At 63.8% G+C, this 18,557-nt stretch carries 11 protein-coding genes and 1 pseudogene; 9 read left to right on the forward strand and 3 right to left on the reverse strand.

Annotated features, from left to right (window positions below; translation table 11 throughout):
• Window positions 1-162 precede the first annotated feature (162 nt).
• Together CVS28_RS18315 and CVS28_RS18320 are read right to left on the reverse strand one after the other, a co-directional pair.
• Window positions 163-4,173, reverse strand: coding sequence for an alpha-N-acetylglucosaminidase TIM-barrel domain-containing protein (locus CVS28_RS18315; protein ID WP_103482411.1), 4,011 nt, complete (start codon window positions 4,171-4,173; stop codon window positions 163-165).
• Window positions 4,174-4,408: 235 nt separating this feature from the next.
• The gene (locus tag CVS28_RS18320; protein ID WP_165788205.1) at window positions 4,409-5,614 is read right to left on the reverse strand and encodes an ROK family protein; all 1,206 of its coding nucleotides are present in this window, start codon (window positions 5,612-5,614) and stop codon (window positions 4,409-4,411) included.
• A gap of 334 nt (window positions 5,615-5,948) precedes the next feature.
• On the opposite strand from CVS28_RS18320, the gene CVS28_RS18325 reads away from it, so the two are divergent.
• Window positions 5,949-6,626 (forward strand): LysM peptidoglycan-binding domain-containing protein, encoded by a 678-nt coding sequence (locus tag CVS28_RS18325; protein WP_103482413.1) that lies wholly within the window; start codon window positions 5,949-5,951, stop codon window positions 6,624-6,626.
• A 112-nt stretch (window positions 6,627-6,738) separates the two neighbouring features.
• Here the strand turns inward: CVS28_RS18325 and CVS28_RS18330 are convergent, their stop codons facing one another.
• Window positions 6,739-8,175 carry an amidohydrolase gene (locus CVS28_RS18330; RefSeq protein WP_207767459.1) on the reverse strand — a complete coding sequence of 479 codons (1,437 nt, stop codon included), beginning with the start codon at window positions 8,173-8,175 and terminating at the stop codon, window positions 6,739-6,741.
• A gap of 170 nt (window positions 8,176-8,345) precedes the next feature.
• On the opposite strand from CVS28_RS18330, the pseudogene CVS28_RS18335 reads away from it, so the two are divergent.
• The 8 genes and pseudogenes from CVS28_RS18335 (at window position 8,346) to CVS28_RS18370 (ending at window position 18,528) form a co-directional block, all read left to right on the forward strand.
• Window positions 8,346-9,099 (forward strand): annotated as a pseudogene (locus tag CVS28_RS18335) (SDR family oxidoreductase).
• Window positions 9,100-9,241: 142 nt separating this feature from the next.
• Window positions 9,242-9,334 (forward strand): K(+)-transporting ATPase subunit F, encoded by a 93-nt coding sequence (gene kdpF, locus CVS28_RS18340; RefSeq protein ID WP_103482414.1) that lies wholly within the window; start codon window positions 9,242-9,244, stop codon window positions 9,332-9,334.
• 9 nt (window positions 9,335-9,343) lie between these two features.
• A complete protein-coding gene (kdpA, locus tag CVS28_RS18345; RefSeq protein ID WP_103464929.1) occupies window positions 9,344-10,999 on the forward strand; it encodes a potassium-transporting ATPase subunit KdpA in 1,656 nt (551 codons plus the stop codon).
• Entirely contained in the window at window positions 10,996-13,116 is a 2,121-nt protein-coding gene (gene kdpB, locus CVS28_RS18350; RefSeq protein ID WP_103464928.1) for a potassium-transporting ATPase subunit KdpB, read from the forward strand. Before kdpA ends, kdpB begins: the two co-directional genes overlap by 4 nt.
• A gap of 15 nt (window positions 13,117-13,131) precedes the next feature.
• Complete coding sequence (gene kdpC, locus CVS28_RS18355; protein ID WP_103464927.1) at window positions 13,132-13,728, forward strand: potassium-transporting ATPase subunit KdpC; 597 nt, start codon at window positions 13,132-13,134, stop codon at window positions 13,726-13,728.
• 3 nt (window positions 13,729-13,731) lie between these two features.
• Entirely contained in the window at window positions 13,732-16,296 is a 2,565-nt protein-coding gene (locus CVS28_RS18360; RefSeq protein WP_103464926.1) for a DUF4118 domain-containing protein, read from the forward strand.
• Window positions 16,297-16,306: 10 nt separating this feature from the next.
• On the forward strand, window positions 16,307-16,981 hold the full coding sequence (locus tag CVS28_RS18365) for a response regulator (RefSeq protein ID WP_103464925.1): 675 nt from the start codon (window positions 16,307-16,309) through the stop codon (window positions 16,979-16,981).
• Between the two features lie 86 nt (window positions 16,982-17,067).
• Window positions 17,068-18,528, forward strand: coding sequence for an MFS transporter (locus CVS28_RS18370; protein ID WP_103482415.1), 1,461 nt, complete (start codon window positions 17,068-17,070; stop codon window positions 18,526-18,528).
• The last annotated feature ends 29 nt before the right edge of the window (window positions 18,529-18,557 follow it).

Raw genomic sequence — 18,557 nt, forward strand, 5'->3', positions numbered from 1 at the left:
CAATCCCTCACGATTCACCCGCCGACCCATGGCACCCCAGATCGACGCCTACGTCGCCATCAACGACCCCAAACAACGAACTCAACAAAACGTCAATCTCTCTCAAACAGGTTGACAGATACCGCTTCTGAAGGAGCGTCTGTTGTTGTTGCTATTGGCCTGTTAGCCGTGCTGTGCTCTGCGGCGCGCCAGGGTCAGCACGGTTCCCAGCAGCAGAACCACCATGCCCATGATCAGCAAGGGGGTTGACCCTGCGCCGGTGTGGGACAACTCGCTTGTAGCGGCTGTGGCTGTCGGGCTTGTGCTGTTCGACGGCGTGGCGCCCGGGGTGCTGCTGCCTGCCGTGGACGTTGCGCTGGCGCTCGCCGTCGCGGATCCCGTGGAACTCGGGGTTGCTGAGGCAGATGCCAATCCTGAAGCCGTGGCCGACGGGGTTGCGCCGGGAGTGGGGACGGCGTCAATGACCAGCTGCGTGACCGGCGCAGAGGTGTTGCCGGCAACGTCCCTTGACCGGTAAGTCAGTGTCAGCGCGACGTCGCCGGCTGCAATGGGTGCACTGTAACTGCGCCAGGTGGCCCCGCCGTCGGCACTGGACTCAATGGACGCCACACCGGAGCCTGCATCGGCTCCGGTGAAGGTGACCATGCGCTGGGAAACGCTCGAGGCAACCGTGGGGCGGATGGTGTCCACCTTGACAGTCCCCAAGGTCTTGGCCGTTTCCTCGGTTCCACCCAAAGCCACGGAGCGGTAGGAAACGCTCGCAGCACCTTCGGGCAGGGCGATGGGTGCTGTGTACACAGTCCATGCACCTGCTCCAAGCTTGTACTCACTCCGCAGAACCTTGGCGGGCTCCGTGGTCAAGGTCAGGGAGGGGGCAACAGTGTGCCACCCGGAGGCGGACGCTGCCGGGAGAGTGGCGGTAGTTACCGGGGCAGTCTCGGGATCGGCGCAGGTGACGCGGGCGTTGGCCCAGTTGGCCCTGTCAAAGAAGTTGACAGTGCCCTCGGTGACTTTCAGCGTCAGCTTCTTGACTCCCTTGATGGGGACGTTGATGGACTTGGGCTCGCCACCGGTGACCTCACCGCTGGTGAAGAGCTGAACGCCGTCGCCAAGGACAATGAACGTGACAGACGGGGTCTTGCCGGCCTGGTCCATGGTGCCGTCAATGCCGGCCAACGCCTGGAAGACGCTGCAGCGCCCGCCCACGTTGAACTCCAGCGTTGTGGGGGCTTGGACGCCCAAACCGGTTGCGTAAGTGACATTGTTCAGCATCAACGGACGGCGCACGCGGGTTGCGGCGTCGCCAATCTCGGTGTCGCGGGCAACCAAACCAAACGCGGGATCAAAGTCAGCAGCCAGGAACGGCAGGTGCGACAACTGGGTCACACCGTTCCCCGGGGCTGCCGGGGCGGGCTGGTCCCCGCCGCATGTAACCATCGCGTCGGCCCAGTTGGCACGGTCAAACCAATTCACACCGTTCGGGTCTACGTTCAACGTCAGCAGCTGCACGCCTGTGACATCCACGGAGATCTTCACCGGCGCCTGCGGTGCGGCTCCGGTGGTGCCCGTGAAGGCGCCCGAGGTGTAGATGCTGGTGCCGTCGCCGAGCACATTGAAAATCACGTTGGGTGTCTTGCCGGAGGCGTCCATGGTGCTGTCGATGCCGGCTGTTGCGGAGAAGTTCGTGCACTTCCCGCCCAGGTTGAACACGATCGTGGAGGGCGAGTTCACGCCCAGGCCCTTCTCGTATACGATGCCGGCCAGGGTGATCTTGTTGCGCACCTTGGTGGTGTTGTCGCCAATGGCTGTGTTGCGCCCAATCGGCCCCAGCGACGCGTCCGACTCGTTGGACACGAACGGCAGCTCGGACAGCTGGGTCTTGCCATTGCCCGGGGGAGCGGGCAGCACAGGCAAGGCCGGGATGAAGTTGATGACCTCGTTGTAGCGCACGACGGCGTCAGTCGCTAAGGCGACCATGTCACCTGTTGCGGTGGTTGGGTAGCCTCCGGCGGGCTCGTAGGGGCCCGTGCCGTTGATAAACGCAGCACCCAGGGCCGCGAAGTTCGGGGCGGTGCCGGGCCCGCTGCCCGTCATCTTCTGCTCCAAGGACGTGAAGTAGGCGCTCCAGCGGGCCTTGTAGTAACCGCCCACCAGGCCGTTCCATTCACGGTTGGCATAGTCGTTGAGGTTGGACATGCCGGGGGACCAGAGGCTGACAAGGGAGCGCTGGTCGGCTTCCATGCCTGCCTTGTCCGCGGCAATTGTGGTGAAATCGCGTGCCTGTTTGATCCAGCTGCCCAGCAACTGCTGGGAGTTGGTGCCGGCAATCTTGTCCATGAGGTCCATGGACTCCAGCCACAAGGTGGTGAGCTCTTCGAATTCGGCAACCTCACCGGCGTCGTACGCCTTCTTGATCTTGGGCAGCATGGTCCGGGAGAGGTTGGAGAGCACCTGGCGGGAAACATCCATGAGGTCGTATTTGTAGGTGTCGGTGGCCTTGACGGCCGGGCTGGCGGCCAGGAGCTTGGGCAGTGCCGTGGCGAACGTGTCCATGTTGTAGCGCTGCGAGCCGGGGGACCAGGCCGCCGCTTTGTTGACAGTCAGCGACGGTGCGGCACCAAACAGGCCATCGGCAGCTTCACTCCAGCCGTCATTGGCGGGCAGGTCGTATGCGGTCTGTCGCAGCACATCCCAAGCCGCTGCCGCGTTGGCGTCTGCCACACCGTAGCGCCGCTGGGCGAAGTCGCTGAACCATGCGGTGAGGTCCGTGGGGGCGCTGCGCCAGGCCAGGCCGGCAAAGAAGTCGAAGGCTGCCGGATTGTTGTCGCCGCCCTCGGGCATGATGGCCAGCCCCTTCATGGCGCTGCCGGGCTTGTTCAGCCATTCAAAGTAGCGCGTGTTCTGGACGGACAGCTGCGAGCCCATGGTGGTGTGCCCGCCAAAGTTCCAGATGGTGCCGAAAGCGTAGGGGATGCCCTTCCAGGTGGCGTCACGGTTTTGGTTGTTGTACCGGTCCGAGATGCCGTCCACGATGAAGGTGGTGGCCGGGTTCGCCGCCGCGGCAACGGCCTGTGGCGGGTTGTTCTGCCAGCCCAAGAGCACCCAAATGGCGTCCATGTGGGCTGTTTGCAGGGCCTTTTCCACGGCTACTGTTGCCGTGGAAACGTTGACGGTTCCGGCGATGCCACCCTCATGGAGCAGGTCCATCTTGTACATGGAGGATGCGCCCAGGCGCGCAGTGGAGGCGTCGTAGAAGGCCTTGGCGATCTGTGGGAACACCACGTTGTTGGGATCCAGCCAGTCGGGGCGCTGGTAGCCGCCCACCCAATTGCCCTGCGGGACCACCGAGGCTGTCGGGTTCTTGGCCTTGAATCCGGCCGGAACCGTGCCGAAGTAGCCCGGCAGAACGGGCACCATGCCCAGTGAACGGATGTAATTGGCAATGTCCTTGCCCAGGGCCGCGCGCTGGTTGACCGTGTTCAGCGTGATCGGGTGGGGATCTGCTGACATGTTCTGCAGCAACCACCACGGCTGATGGGCCGATTGGGGGATCCAGGCGAGGACTTCCGCCTCGCTGTAGCCAAACTGCTTCAGGACATCCAAGTAGACCGCCTCAGCGCCCACCGGCATGAAGACCTCGTTGAGGCCGTGCAGGGCGAAGGTGTTAATCATGTCCTTCCACTGCTGCAGGGAACGGTAGGCGCCCGTGTAGCCGTCCTCGACGTCGTTGTTGACAAAGCGGTGCTGGACATTGGCCGTGTTCTGAATCAGCGCTGTGCCCGGCAGCGTTGCCGGCAGTTTCAAGGAATTGCTGTTCCAGGATGTTGACTGGTGCAGGACCTGGCCCACATAGGCGTTGAAGCCGGCAAGGATGGTGGCGGGGGTGGAGCCTTCAATGGTCACCCGGCCGCCAGTGGCTGTGACCTTGTAGGTGTCCTGGCCGGCATTTTTGGCGATGATCTTCAGATCGAATTTCCCGGCGTCAGCTCCAACCAATTTGTCCAAGACCGTGGCGGCAGGCTCGGCTCCGGCGCCGATCTGGGCTGCGAGTGGCGCTGTGGGTACCGCACCCGCGGGGGAGATGGGGCCCAAAAGTGAAGCCGATACAGCCACGACGGCTGTGGCGGCACCGAAGCCAACTAAGTTGCGCCAACTAAATCGTGAGGTTTTCATACGCAAGGTCCTTTGCTGGAGTGGATGCGTGGCACCTGTGCGGCTTCTGGTGCTTGGCAAGACGGAGGGAGCAATGTTATGGATAGCATAAGTGAATAATGCAAAGGCATTGTAATATTACTCACACTTTAAATCCGACCAGTTGTAGGACCTCTTAGGCGACTGGGACCTGCCAATCAGGCTCTCGAGGGTGGTTCTGGACGCCCGGTACCACGCGGGCGCCAACACGGCGGCGCTACCCGCCGAAGACGTCAGCCCTGAGATCTGCCAGGGCTGTCAGCAGCGCCCCTTCTACCACCGCGCCGTCGGCATGGGTGGCAAGTTCCACCGGAACGGGCACCAGGGTGCGCACATTGAGGGCCTGTTGAAGGGGCTCAAGAAGCGCCTCCCCGGCACGGGCAGTGCCGCCGCCCACCACCACCAACTCCGGGTCCAGCGCCAAGAGCAGGACCATCAGGGCGTCGGCAATGCCCGCCACAAATCTCCGGACGCGCGCTGTTGCCACGGGATCACCGGCTGAGGCCGTGGTAAAAACTTCCTGCATCAGGTCTGAGTCGCTGCGCTCGGTTTCGGCGCTGCCAGTGGCAGGGCGTTGGCGCAGCTCGCTCAACAATTCCAGACGGACGTCCGGCCACAGGCGGGTGGGCAGGGAGCCAACTTCTCCGGCTGCGCCGTGGGCGCCACGGTGCAGCCGCCCATTGATGATGGACCCGGAGCTGATGCGGGTGCCCAGCATCAGGTAAATCATGCTGTCGCTGTGCTGGCCCGAGCCAATGCTGAATTCTGTTTGTGTCGCCAGATTGGCGTCATTTTCCAGGCGCACGGCGGCACCCATCAGGGCAGCCAGTTCCTCGCGGACCGCGACATTGGCCCAATGGGGCATGACAAAGGAATGGGTTAGTTCTCCGGCGTTGTTGACCACGCCAGGCACGCCCACCGTTACCATGTGCAGGGTTCGCCCTGCCAGTGCCGGCCGGTCCAGCAGCTCTGCGAGCATGGCGTGCACCATGGTCGGGGTCAGTGGCGCATTGGCTGCGGGATAGACCCTGCTGGTTGCCAGCAGGTCCCCGCGAAGATCGGCCACATGCAGGTCAACTTTGTTGGGGCCAACATCGATTCCCGCCACGCAACCAGACTCGGCAAGGAAACGATACCGCCTGGCCGGCCGCCCCGAATGCAGCGGTTTCTCCACAGGACTCAGCTCTGCAACCCAGCCCTTGGCAGCCAGCTCGGCCAAACCTGCTTCCAGGGTGGGGCGTGAGAGCCCCGTGGCTTCCTTGAGGTCTGTCAGGGTCGGTTCCCACGCGTCACGGCGCAGGACTTGAAAGATTGCCCGGGCGTTGATGGCACGCATGTGGGAGGTGTCGCTGATGGTGGAGCCATTGATGGAGCTGAGCTGGGCGGCCGCCGCACTGGAGACCGCCTTGGGGGATTTCCTCACGCGTGAACCATAGCGCACCTTACCCCGTGCAACTGCACGCATGACCGCCAGACGTAGAGGTGACGGCCATCGACATACACCATCGGGCTGTGAAAATGAGTGACAGTAAGGTAACACTTAGCTGATTTGCGTATCGATTCGATATCGTTTTAGGGTTGGTTATGCCCTACGGGGCGGGCGGCGCCTTTTGCCCCCACGAATGCCCGGGCCTTCCAACACCGCACACCGTCATGCGGAAGGCCACGGAAACAACCTCCATATCTACAGGTTGGACGGTGGCGCACGGATGTCCGGGGACGGATGGAGCGCAGGTGGCCTTCGGGAGAACGCATCGATGAAAAACTCTACAATTACACGCAACATCGGCCGCGTCTTGGCTATTGGTGCCCTAGCCGGGGGCGGGCTGGCCGTTGCTGGAACCGGGGCTAACGCGGCCGACGGCGGCACCTGGGATGCCCTCGCCCAGTGTGAAAGCGGCGGCAACTGGGCCATCAACACGGGCAACGGATTCTCCGGCGGCCTGCAATTTACGCCCAGCACCTGGGCTGCCTTCGGCGGAACCGGTTCACCGGAAAATGCTTCCCGCGAACAGCAGATAGCCGTGGCAGAACGTGTTCAGGCGGGACAGGGCTGGGGAGCATGGCCTTCCTGTGCCGCGCAGCTTGGCTTGAGCGGTGGCGGCGGGGAAGCTTATTCACCCGCTGCAGTTCCAGCTGCGCCTGCCCCGGTGGCTGCACAGTCCGCTGAGGTAGTGCCCCTGGAGCAGGCCCCCGTCGAGCCCCCGCTCCAGCAAGCACCAGTGGAGCAGGCTCCCGCAGCACAGGCTCCCGCCGCGATTGACGTTGCGCTGAGTGGTGAGACCTACACCATCGAATCGGGCGACACCCTGAGCATCATTGCCGACAAGCTGGGCATCGAAGGAGGGTGGGAGACCCTGTTCCAGGCGAATGCCGACACAGTGATCCACCAGGACCTTATCTTCACCGGAGCAGTGCTGCAGCTCCCGGCCTAACCGAGGCCGCACCAAGACAAACTGACCCGCAGAAGTGGTCGAAAAACAGCGCGAAATCGTGTTTTTTCGACCACTTCTGCGGGTCAGTTTGTCTTGCCCCTACACGTTGCCCCTACACGCGGGAGGCGCTGGCACCTGCGTGGGCAACGGCGTCGTACGTGTAAACCTGCTTGCCGCCGATGAACACGCCCATCGCCCGAGACATGATGTCCAGGGGGTCGCCGCTCCACAGCACCAGGTCGGCATCCTTGCCCGCCTTGAGCGAGCCCATCCGGTGGTCCAGGCCCAGCGCCTTGGCCGGGTTGATGGTGATGGCGCGCAGGGCCGTGTCCCGGTCCAGGCCTTCCTTCACGGCGAACGCGGCCTGGTGGACCAGGAAGCCGATGGGCACCACGGGGTGGTCGGTGATGATGGAAATTTCGACGCCGGCCGCGGCCAGCTTGCCCGGGTTGGCAATGGAGCGGCCCCGCAATTCGGGCTTGGACTTGCTGGTGAACAGCGGCCCAATCAGCACAGGAGTGCCGCGGGCGGCCAGGACATCGCCCAGCACATGGGCCTCCGTGCCGTGGTCAATGACCAGGTCATAGCCGAACTCGTCGGCCAGTCGGATGGCCGTGGCAATGTCGTCGGCGCGGTGGCAGTGCTGGCGCCAGGGGATCTCCTTGCGGAGCACCATGGCCAGGGCCTCCATGTGGGCGTCGCGGGGGCGCGGTTCGGGTTGCGCCAGCCAGTTTTGCGCGGCCATGAATGCCTGCCGGATCACCAGGGCCGTGCCGAGCCGGGTGGAGGGCGTCTTCTTCTTCTCGCCGTACACGGTCTTGGGGTTCTCGCCCAGGGCCGACTTCAGCCCGCTGGGGGAGCGGAGCACCATTTCCTCGATGTACCGCCCGTGCGTGTGCAGCGCCACCGCCAGCCCGCCGATCGGGTTGCCGGAACCGGGATTCACGTTGACGGCCGTGATGCCGCCGGCCAGGGCATCGTCAAAGCCGGGGTCAAAGGGGTCCACCGCGTCAATGGCCCGGACCCCCGCCATGACGGGATCCGTCATCTCATTGACGTCGCTGGCGGACTCCAGCTCGCCTTCGGGGTCCATGCCCAAGTGCACGTGGGCGTCGATAAAACCGGGCAGCAGCCACTGGCCCTTGGCATCCACAATGTCGGCGCCCTCGGGGACCTGGAGGGAGGCGCCAAGTCCCAGGATCTTGCCGCCTTCAACCAGGACAGTCCCGGTGAACGGTTCCCCATCAATGGGGACCACATGGGCGTTGGTGATGGCCAGGACCCGCCGTTTTGCGGCGGCGGCCGCCTCCCGAATGGTGGCACTGATCGAGGCCGTGTTCGCGGCGGCCTTGGCGGGCGTTGCCGCCTTGGCCTGCTTTTTGCCCGCCTTGCCTGGGACTGCCTTGCCGGCGCCGGTGCCCGGGACCGCCTTGGCGGGGATGGCTCCGGGCGTTCCTGCCGGCGCGGCCGCCCTGCGCGTAACCCGTCCCGGCACAAAGCCGCCCTCAGATGTTCCGCCGGGCTTCGGTGTGGGCAATGAGGGAGTCATGACGGCCTTTCGCTAAGCAATGGGGACCCCTCCAAGCTACATCGTAAACTTATGCGGTGAACTCGCAGCGAGTCTTGCGCATAAGTATTTATGCGCAGAACCCGCCGCCAGCTCGGCGCATAAGTTCACGCTGCCCTGCGGCGGAGGCTCCCGCACATAGGCTGGGGGCCATGCACAAGAAAATTGCCTTGATTACAGGTGTGGGCCGCACAGTGGGAATCGGCGCCGGGATTGCCCGCGCACTCGCTGCGGATGGCTGGGACCTGGTCCTGAACTACTGGCAGGAGTATGACGAGCGCATGCCCTGGGGGATCCAGCCGGAGGACATCGACACCCTCACCGCGGAGCTTGAGGCCGCGGGCGCCACGGTGTGGGCGCTGCCGGCCGACCTTGGCGACCCCTCCGCCGTCGAACGCCTCATGGCCCAAATTGCGCAGCAGGCCGGCCCCCTGGCGGGCATGGTGCTCTCGCACTGCGAGTCGGTGGACTCGGGGATCCTGGACACCTCGCTGGAGAGTTTTGAGCGGCACTTTGCCGTCAACACCCGCGCCAGCTGGCAGCTGATTGCGGCCTTTGCCCGGCAGGCCACGCCCGACGGCGGCGCCATCGTTGCGCTGACAAGCGACCACACGGCGTTCAACCTGCCGTACGGCGCATCCAAGGGCGCCCTGGACAGGATTGTCATTGCGGCGGCCAGGGAGCTGGGCGGACAGGGCATCAGCGCCAATGTGCTCAACCCCGGCCCGGTGGACACCGGCTGGATGGACGAGGCCACCCGCGCGGCCATGACGGCGCTGCAACCGGGCGGGCGGGCGGCTGGGAACCCCCGCTGATGTTGCGCCCACCGTGGCTTTCCTGCTCTCGGCGGGCGGGCGCTGGGTCAATGGCCAGCTGATCAAGGCCGACGGCGGTTTCTCGGCGTAATCGCATGAATCCTGCGCGCTGTCAGGAAGCCGTCAAGATTGCCCTAAACAGCGTAAAGAACACGTAAAAACAAGCTCCAAGCCCACGCCACGGGTGTGCGATTGAGAAAGACATCAACGCACATTGTGAAAGTAGGACTGTTGTGGATTTAGCGACGTGGTTAATTTTGGGGCTGGTGGGGCTGGCCTTGCTGGTGTACCTGCTGGTTGCCCTCATCCGCCCCGAGAAGTGGTGAGCGGACACCATGGACCTTAGTATTTTCTCGCTGGCCACCCAGCTGGCCGTCTTGATAGTGGTGCTGGCTGCCCTGCACCAGCCCCTGGGCAAGTACTTGGCGAACACGTTCACCAGTCACAAGCATTTGGCGGTGGAAAGCGGACTCTACAAACTCTCCGGCGTCGACCCGCAGGCTGACCAGCACTGGAAGGTGTATCTGCGCTCGCTGCTGGCATTCAGCATTGTTTCCATCGTGGTGCTGTTCCTTGGCCAGCTGCTGCAGGGAATCCTGCCCTTCAATCAGGGCCTGGGCGCCGTTGACCCGTGGGTTGCCATGAACACGGCAGTCTCCTTTGTCACCAACACCAACTGGCAGACATATGTCCCGGAAACCACTCTTGGCTTCGGGATACAGATGATGCTCCTTGCTGTGCAGAACTTCCTCAGTGCCGCTGTGGGGCTGGCCGTTGTGGTGGCCCTGATTCGCGGCTTCACCAGGGCCCAAACGAGCAACCTCGGCAACTTTTGGGTCGACCTGACACGCGGCACCCTGCGCGTCTTGCTACCGCTGGCAGTGATTGGCGCGGTGGTCCTGATGATCACCGGCGTCATCCAGAACTGGGGCGGCACCAGCATCCACACCCTCGTCACGGGCGCCCAGCAGACGGTTCCGGGTGGTCCGGTGGCCTCGCAGGAAGCCATCAAGCTCCTGGGAACCAATGGAGGCGGCTACTTCAACGCCAACTCGGCCCACCCCTTTGAAAACCCCACGGCATTCAGCAGCTTGTTCCAGGTGTTCCTGATCCTGGTGATCCCGTTCTCCTTGCCGGCCATGTACGGACGCATGGTGGGCGACAAACGCCAGGGCTACACAGTACTGACAGTGATGGTGGCGTTCTGGCTGGCCTCCACCACCTTGATGGCGTGGGCCATTGCCGCCTTCAACGGCAACGGCACCAGCGTGGGTGAAGGATTTGAGCAGCGCCTGGGCGTTGCACCCAGCGCCTTGTTCGCAACAGCCACCACGCTCACCTCAACCGGCGCCGTCAACGTTGCCCACGATTCCCTGCCGCCCCTGGCCGGCGGCTTGGCCATGCTGAACATGATGCTGGGTGAGATTGCTCCCGGCGGCGTGGGCTCAGGCCTCTACGGAATGCTGATCCTGGCCGTGGTGGCGGTGTTCATTGGCGGCCTCATGGTGGGGCGCACCCCGGAGTTCCTGGGCAAGAAGATTGGCGCGCCCCAGATGAAGTTGGTGGCCCTGTACATCCTGGTCACCCCCACACTGGTATTGCTGGGCACGGCCATCACCGTTGCCATCCCGTCACTGGCCGCAGCTGCCCCTGCCGAAGGCCCGCACGGATTTAGTGAAATCCTGTACGCCTTCACCTCGGCCGCGAACAACAACGGCTCCGCCTTTGGTGGCATCACCAGCGCAGGTCCCGGGCTTGCCACCATGCTGGCGCTGGCCATGCTGATCGGCCGATTCCTGCCCATAGCGCTGGTTTTGGCGCTCGCAGGCTCCTTGGCGAAGCAACGCAAAATCCCTGCAACCACGGGAACACTCGCCACGCACGGACCGCTCTTTGCCGTGCTGTTGGGCGGCATCTCCTTGATCCTGACCGCACTTACCTACTTCCCCGCGCTCGCCCTGGGCCCGGCCGCTGAAGGACTGCTGAAATGAACCTGAATAACACCCTTGCGGCGCTGCCCCTGGCCTTCCGCAAGCTCGATCCCCGCCAAATGATTCACTCGCCCGTCATGTTCACCGTGCTGATCGGCTCCATTGTCTGCACCGCAGTTAGCGTCCAGCAGCTGGCCATTGGCTCCGATTCGGCAGTATTTTCCATCATTGTCACGGTGTGGCTTTGGTTGACTGTACTGTTTGGCAACTTGTCCGAGGCCATTGCCGAGGGGCGTGGCAAGGCCCAAGCTGACAGTCTGCGTGCCGCCCGCACCTCAGTCATGGCACGACGCCGGACCCGGGCCTTGGTGCCCGCCGGTGCGTCCGGCGCGGGTCGGGAGGGTAACGCCGAGTATGAAGAGGAGTTGGTGCCCGGCACCGACCTCGAGGTGGGTGACATCGTGATCTGTGAAGCGGGGGACCTGATCCCCAGCGACGGCGACGTCATTGAGGGCTTGGCCAGCGTGGACGAATCGGCCATCACCGGCGAATCGGCCCCCGTCATCCGTGAATCGGGCGGGGATAGAAGCTCCGTCACGGGCGGCACCATGGTGCTCTCGGACCGGATCGTCATTCGCATCACGGCGGCCAGCGGCAAGACGTTCCTGGACAGGATGATCTCCCTGGTGGAAGGCGCCACCCGGCAAAAGACGCCCAACGAAATCGCGTTGAACGTGCTGCTCGCCTCGCTGACCATTGTGTTCGTGGTCGCCGTCATGACGCTGGCCCCCATGGCGAACTTCGCCAGCGCACTTCCCACCCCGGTGGTTCTGGTGGCGTTGCTGGTCTGCCTGATCCCCACCACCATCGGCGCGCTGGTGCCGGCCATCGGCATCGCCGGCATGGACAGGCTGATCCAACGCAACGTCCTGGCCACCTCAGGCCGGGCCGTGGAAACAGCCGGCGACATCACCACCCTCCTGCTCGATAAGACAGGCACCATCACCTACGGCAATCGCCGAGCCGTTGCCTTCATAGCGGCCGACGGCGTGAACCAGCAACTGCTCATCGAGACGGCACGCTTGTCCTCGCTGGCAGACGAGACACCCGAGGGCCGCTCCATTGTGGATCTGGCCGAGGGTCCAGAGAAGCAGGCTGCGCAGGACGCAACGGCAACGCTCACCCCGGATGTTGACGTGATTGAGTTCAGCGCCGTCACGCGAATGAGCGGACTGAACCTGCCGGTGGGGCATCCCGCCAACCCGGGCCACAGCATCCTTGAGGTGCGCAAGGGGGCGGCGTCCGCCGTCGAACATTATGCAAAGGAACGCGGCGGATTCCTGCCCCAGGAACTCGAAAACGCCGTGCAGACGATCTCCGGGACAGGTGGCACCCCGCTGCTGGTGGCCACGTACGACGGCGAGCGCGCGCACGTTTTGGGTGTGGTTCACCTGGCGGATGTGGTCAAGCCCGGGATGAAGGAACGCTTCGCCGAATTGCGGGCCATGGGCATCAAGACCATCATGATCACCGGGGACAACAAGGTCACCGCCGCTGCCATTGCCGCTGAGGCCGGGGTGGATGACTTTGTTGCCGAGGCCACCCCGGAGGACAAGCTGGCTGTCATCAAGGCTGAGCAGGAGGCTGGCCGGTTGGTGGCCATGACCGGCGATGGCACCAATGATGCCCCGGCGCTGGCTGCGGCTGATGTGGGTGTGGCCATGAATTCGGGCACCAGTGCGGCCAAGGAAGCGGCCAACATGGTGGATTTGGATTCGGACCCCACCAAGCTCATTGACATTGTGGGCATAGGCAAGCAGTTGCTGATCACGCGCGGATCGCTGACCACTTTTTCGGTGGCGAACGACGTTGCTAAGTACTTTGCCATTGTGCCGGCCCTGTTTGCGGCGACGTTCCCCGGGCTGGGGCTGCTGAACATCATGGGGCTGGCCTCACCCGAGAGCGCCATCCTCTCGGCTGTCATCTTCAATGCCCTGGTGATTGTGGCGCTGGTGCCGTTGGCGCTGCGCGGGGTGAAGTACCGGGCTGTCTCGGCAGCCAAGGCCCTGTCGCGGAACCTGCTCATCTTTGGCCTGGGCGGCGTCATCGCCCCGTTCATCGGCATCAAGCTCATCGACCTGTTGGTCTCACTCATCCCCACAATTGCCCAGCGCTAAATTAAGGACAGCACAATGAACGCTTATGGACGTCAACTTTTCACGGCTTTGCGGTTCCTGCTGTGCGCCACCCTGCTTTTGGGGCTGGCCTATCCGGTGCTGATCTTTGGCTTGGGCCAGGTAGTGGCCCCGGCCCAGGCCAACGGCTCCATTCTGACAGTCGGGGACAAGGCTGCCGGCTCCTCGCTGCTGGCCCAGCCCGTCACCGGCACCGCCTACTTCTTCCCGCGGCCCTCGGCGGTGGGATGGGACCCGGCGACGTCGTCGGCCACCAACCTGGGACCCAACCAGACAGCACTGGAGGAGGCGATTGCCACCAACCGGGCAGAGGTGGCCGCACGGGAGAAAGCAGCACCGGGCGATGTGCCCATCGACGCAGTCACGGCCAGTGGATCGGGTCTGGATCCTGACATTTCACCGGCGTACGCAACCCTGCAAGTGCCGAGGGTGGCGGCCGCCAACGGGCTCAGCGAAGCAGCCGTGCGGGAGCTGGTTTCACAGAACACCAGCACCGGGGTGAACGCCTTTCTGGGCCAGCCATCGGTGAACACCACCACCTTGAATGCTGCCCTGACGGGTGTGCAGAAAACCGCCACAGGCCTGCGAGAATAAACTATGACGCGCGGCATATTGCGGATCTTCCTTGGTGCAGCTCCCGGGGTGGGTAAGACCTACTCCATGCTGGAGGAAGGCCATGCCCAAGCCGCGGCAGGCGTTGACGTGGTGGCAGGCATTGTCCTGGACCACGGCCGGGAGCAAACCCGCGCGCAACTTGCCGGACTCGAGGTCCTCCCGGCCCGTGTCATCAGCTACCGTGGCACTGATTTTGCGGAACTGGACCTCGCAGCCCTGCTGGCCCGCAAGCCGGCCCTGGCCCTGGTGGATGAATACGCGCACTCAAACATTCCCGGGGCGGGCAACGCCAAGCGCTGGCAGGATGTGGAAGAGCTCCTTGCCGCGGGCATAAATGTGTACTCAACTGTCAACGTCCAGCACCTGGCCTCGCTGGGGGATGTGGTGGAGACCATCACCGGCGTCCGCCAGCAAGAAACCGTGCCGGATGACATTGTGCGCCGGGCGGACCAAATAGAGCTCGTGGACATCCCGCCGGAACTGCTGCGCCAGCGGCTCAGTACCGGGCACGTGTATGCCGCCGACAAGGTGGACGCCGCGCTGGCCAACTACTTCAGGCTTGGAAACCTCACAGCGCTGCGTGAACTGGCGCTGCTGTGGCTGGCCGACAGGGTGGAAGAAGGCGTGGCTGCCTATAGGGAAAGTCACGGCATCGCCACTAGCTGGCCCACCCGCGAACGTGTTGTGGTCGGGCTGCCCGGCGGACCCGTTGGCGAAGTGCTGCTGCGCCGTGCGGCCCGTATCCTCAGCCGGGTCAGCGGCGGAGAATTACTCGCCGTGCACGTGCCCCGGTCCGACGGCGTTGCAGGGGACGCGCCGTCGGCCCTTGAAGGACAGCGGCAACTGGTCACGGACCTGGGCGGCACCTACCACTTTGTGGGCGGTGCGGACCCCGCGGCTGCGCTGCTGGATTTTGCCAGGAATGTGGGCGCCACCCAAATAGTCATCGGCTCCTCGCGCCGCAAACCACGCCTGGGCTTCCTCAATGGCCCAGGTGTGGGGGCGAGGGTGGTGCGCGACGCCGGCGACATGGACGTGCACATGGTCCCGCACCCCCTGAGTGGCTCCGGCGGACCTGTGCGCAACCGGGGTGAGCTAAACAAAAAACGCGTCATGGCCGGATTTATCCTGGCTGTGGCGCTCCCTATCCTCGTGGAATTGTTCACGGGAGCCTTGAGCCTGCAGACCACCATGGTTGTCCAGCTGGCGGCGACTGTCGCCGTTGCCCTTGTGGGTGGGCTGTGGCCGGCGGTGCTTGCCGCCGTGTGGGGGAGCTTGCTGCTGAACTATTTCTCGGCACCCCCCGTGGGAACCCTGAACATCAGCGACCCGGAAAATCTGCTGACACTGGCCGTTTTCCTGTTGGTGGCCGTGGCTGTTGCCTTGGCTGTTGACCAATCCGCACGGCGCTCGCGGGAAGCCATCAGGGCCGGCGCCGAGGCCGCCACCTTGAGCGAACTTGCCCGCGGAATCCTTGCCTCCCAGGACACCGTGCAGGTGCTGCTCGAACAGCTCAGGGACCATTTCGCCATGCGGGCGGTGACTCTATTTCGCAACACCACGTCAGCCGGTGCCCAGCCCGCAAGTGCCCAGGACGGCAACGGCTGGAGCATGGAAGCCTCCGTGGGGGATGAACCGCCGCAAATCCCCGAGCAGGCCGACACGCTTGAAGAGGTGTCCGAGCACTGGATGCTGGGCCTTTCGGGGCGCATTTTGCCGGCCAGTGACAGGCGCCTGCTGAGCGCTTTTGGTGCACATCTGCTGGCCCTGGAACAACGCGAGGCGCTCAGTGTCACCCAACGCGAGAACCTGCAACTGAGCCAGGACAACAACATCCGGACCTCAGTTTTGCGGGCGGTGTCCCACGATCTGCGCACACCCCTGGCCGGCATCAAACTGGCCGTCAGCAGCCTGCGCCAGAATGAGGTGACGTTCAGCCCCGAGGACGAAGCCGAACTGCTGGGCACCATTGAGCACTATTCGGACAGGATGGACCTCCTGGTGGGCAACCTTTTGGACATGTCCCGGCTGAGCGCTCAAATGGTCAGCCCCGTGGTGGGGCCCGTGGCGTGGCAGGAAGTATTGCCGGCGGCTTTGCATGGTGTCCCCTCGGACCGGGTGCGCCGGGAACTGCCGCCCAATATGCCCGCCATCGACGCCGATCCCGGCCTGCTGGAGCGGGTCATTGCCAACATTGTGGAAAACGCGGTGAAGTACGCCCCCGACTCGGAAATCCTGGTGGTGGGTTCCATTGGTGGCAGCGGCAGCGCCACGATCAACGGCCACCCTGCCAGCGAACTGCGCGTGGTGGATCATGGCAAGGGCGTTCCAGCGGCTGAGGTCATGGCCATGTTCAAGCCCTTCCAAAGGCTCGACGACGTCTCTTACGGTCCGCAGGGCGGCACCGGTGTGGGTCTGGGGCTGGCTGTTGCCAAAGGTTTTACCGAAATTATGGGCGGCGTGCTTGAAGCGGCACAAACCCCCGGCGGCGGCCTGACCATGATCATTAGGATGCCGCTTTCCACCGGTATTATGAGGACACTTTGAGGACTGAACTTTGACAACGGTTTTGGTAGTTGACGACGAACCCCAGATTCTGCGCGCCCTCCAAATCAACTTGCACGCCCACGGCTACACGGTGGTGCCGGCCCCCAACGGGACCACGGCGCTGGCCGCCGCCCAAACCCAGGCGATCGACGTCGTCGTCCTTGACCTGGGGCTGCCGGACATGGACGGCCTGGATGTGATTGCCGGGTTGCGCGGCTGGACCGAGGTGCCCATCATTGTGCTGTCGGCCAGGCACGGATCCCACGACAAAGTGGAGGCGCTGGACGCAGGCGCCGACGACTACGTGACAAAACCCTTTGGTCTGGATGAACTGCTGGCCAGGCTCCGGGCGGCCACACGGCGTTCCGGCACGCAGACCGCCGAACCACGGGTGGAGACGGCTGAATTTACCGTGGATTTGGCCAACAAGCAGGTTTTCCGCCACGGCGAGGCGGTGCGGATGACCCCCACCGAATGGAGCGTGCTGGAACTGTTGGTGCGCAATCCCGGCCGCCTGGTCAGCCAGCAGCAAATTCTTACGGAGGTGTGGGGTCCGGCCTACGCCAAGGAAACCCACTACCTGCGCGTCTACATGGCGCAGTTGCGGCGCAAGCTGGAAAACGATCCCGCCAATCCGGCGCACCTGCTCACCGAGGCGGGCATGGGGTACAGGTTCGCGCCGTAGGACGCACCAGGGGAAAGCACGTTCCAATTCGAGATGGCAGAATTGCAGGGCACCACCTCTTTTCGCACATCTTTTACAAGGAACTCATGAAGACCACAGCACCACCCGTCGGCAGGGCACGCTCCATAGCCTTGATCTCGTTGTTCATGGCCTCCTTCATGGAGCTCTTGGACGCCACCATCGTCAATGTTGCCCTGCCGGACATTGAACGGGCGCTCGGCGCCAATAGTGCGCAGCTGCAGTGGATGGTGGCCTCGTACACGCTGGCCTTGGCCATTGGTCTCATCACCGGCTCCCGGGTGGGCGACATCTATGGCCGCAAGAAAACATTCATCATCGGCCTGGTGATCTTCACGGTGGCCTCCGTACTGTGTGGCATGGCCATGAACCCGGAGATGCTTATTGCCTCCCGCGCCCTGCAGGGCTTTGCCTCCGCGGCCATGATCCCGCAGGTGCTCTCAAGCCTTCAGGTCATGTACAGGCCGTCCGAGCGTGCCGGTGCCATGGCGGGGTTCTCGGCCCTGGCCGGTGTTGCCGCGGTCTCCGGCCCCATCCTGGGCGCCATTCTGACCAATGCGGACATTTTTGGCTGGGGCTGGCGCACCATCTTCTTCGTGAATATCCCTGTAGGCATCTTTGCTGTCATCTGCGCCGTCAAGTACGTGCCAGAGTCGGTGGCGCCCGTGCGGCACAAACTTGACCTGTCCGGCGTCGTGATTCTTGCCGTGGGCATGCTGGCCGTCCTGTACCCGCTCACCATGGGCCGGGAGGAAAACTGGCCGATTTGGACGTTCCTGATGATGGCCTTTGGCTTACTGGTGCTGGTGGGCTTTGTGCTGCTGCAACGCCGTGAGGAAAAGAACGGCGGCGAGCCCCTGGTGGCCGTTTCCTTGTTCAAGAGCCGCCCGTTTGCCGCCGGCATCGCCATGATGTTCCTGTTCTTCATCCCCATGAACGGCTTCTTCCTGATTCAGACCTTGTTCCTGCAGCTGGGCCTGGAATACCCCATCCTGAAGGCCGGGCTGACCATGATTCCGTTCTCCATCATGGTCCCGGTCCTGGCCGGCATCTCGGCCGCGATCCTGGCGCGCAAGATCGGCCGCGTGGTGCTGCAGCTGGGTCCGTTGGTCATCGCCGCGGGCTTCGTTGTCCTGATCTTCACGGTTCACGCAGTGGGCGGGGCCGTAACCCCGTGGCACCTGCTGGCTGGGCTTGCCCTCAGCGGCGCAGGCTTCGGCATGGTGGTGGCACCGGTTGGCATCTTTGTGCTCTCCGAAGTTCCCACCAAGTTTGCCGGCAGCGCCTCGGGCCTGTTCAACACCACCAGTCAGCTTGCCGGTGCCCTGGGTGTTGCCATCATTGGCACCATCTTCTTCAATTCACTGGAAACCAGCACCGCCACCAGCCAGTCGGCCGTGTTCATCGAGGGCTACACGTTCACCATGTGGTGGATGGCCGGCGGGATGGTCCTGGCCTCCATTGTAGCCACGTTCCTGCCGCGCTGGGCCTCCGAGGTAGATCCGGTTGAGGATCTGGTAAACGCCTAGGACCTACGACGCCGGCTGCACTGTTCTGC

Origin of the sequence: Arthrobacter glacialis (assembly GCF_002909415.1) — a bacterium.
Classification (GTDB): domain Bacteria; phylum Actinomycetota; class Actinomycetes; order Actinomycetales; family Micrococcaceae; genus Specibacter; species Specibacter glacialis.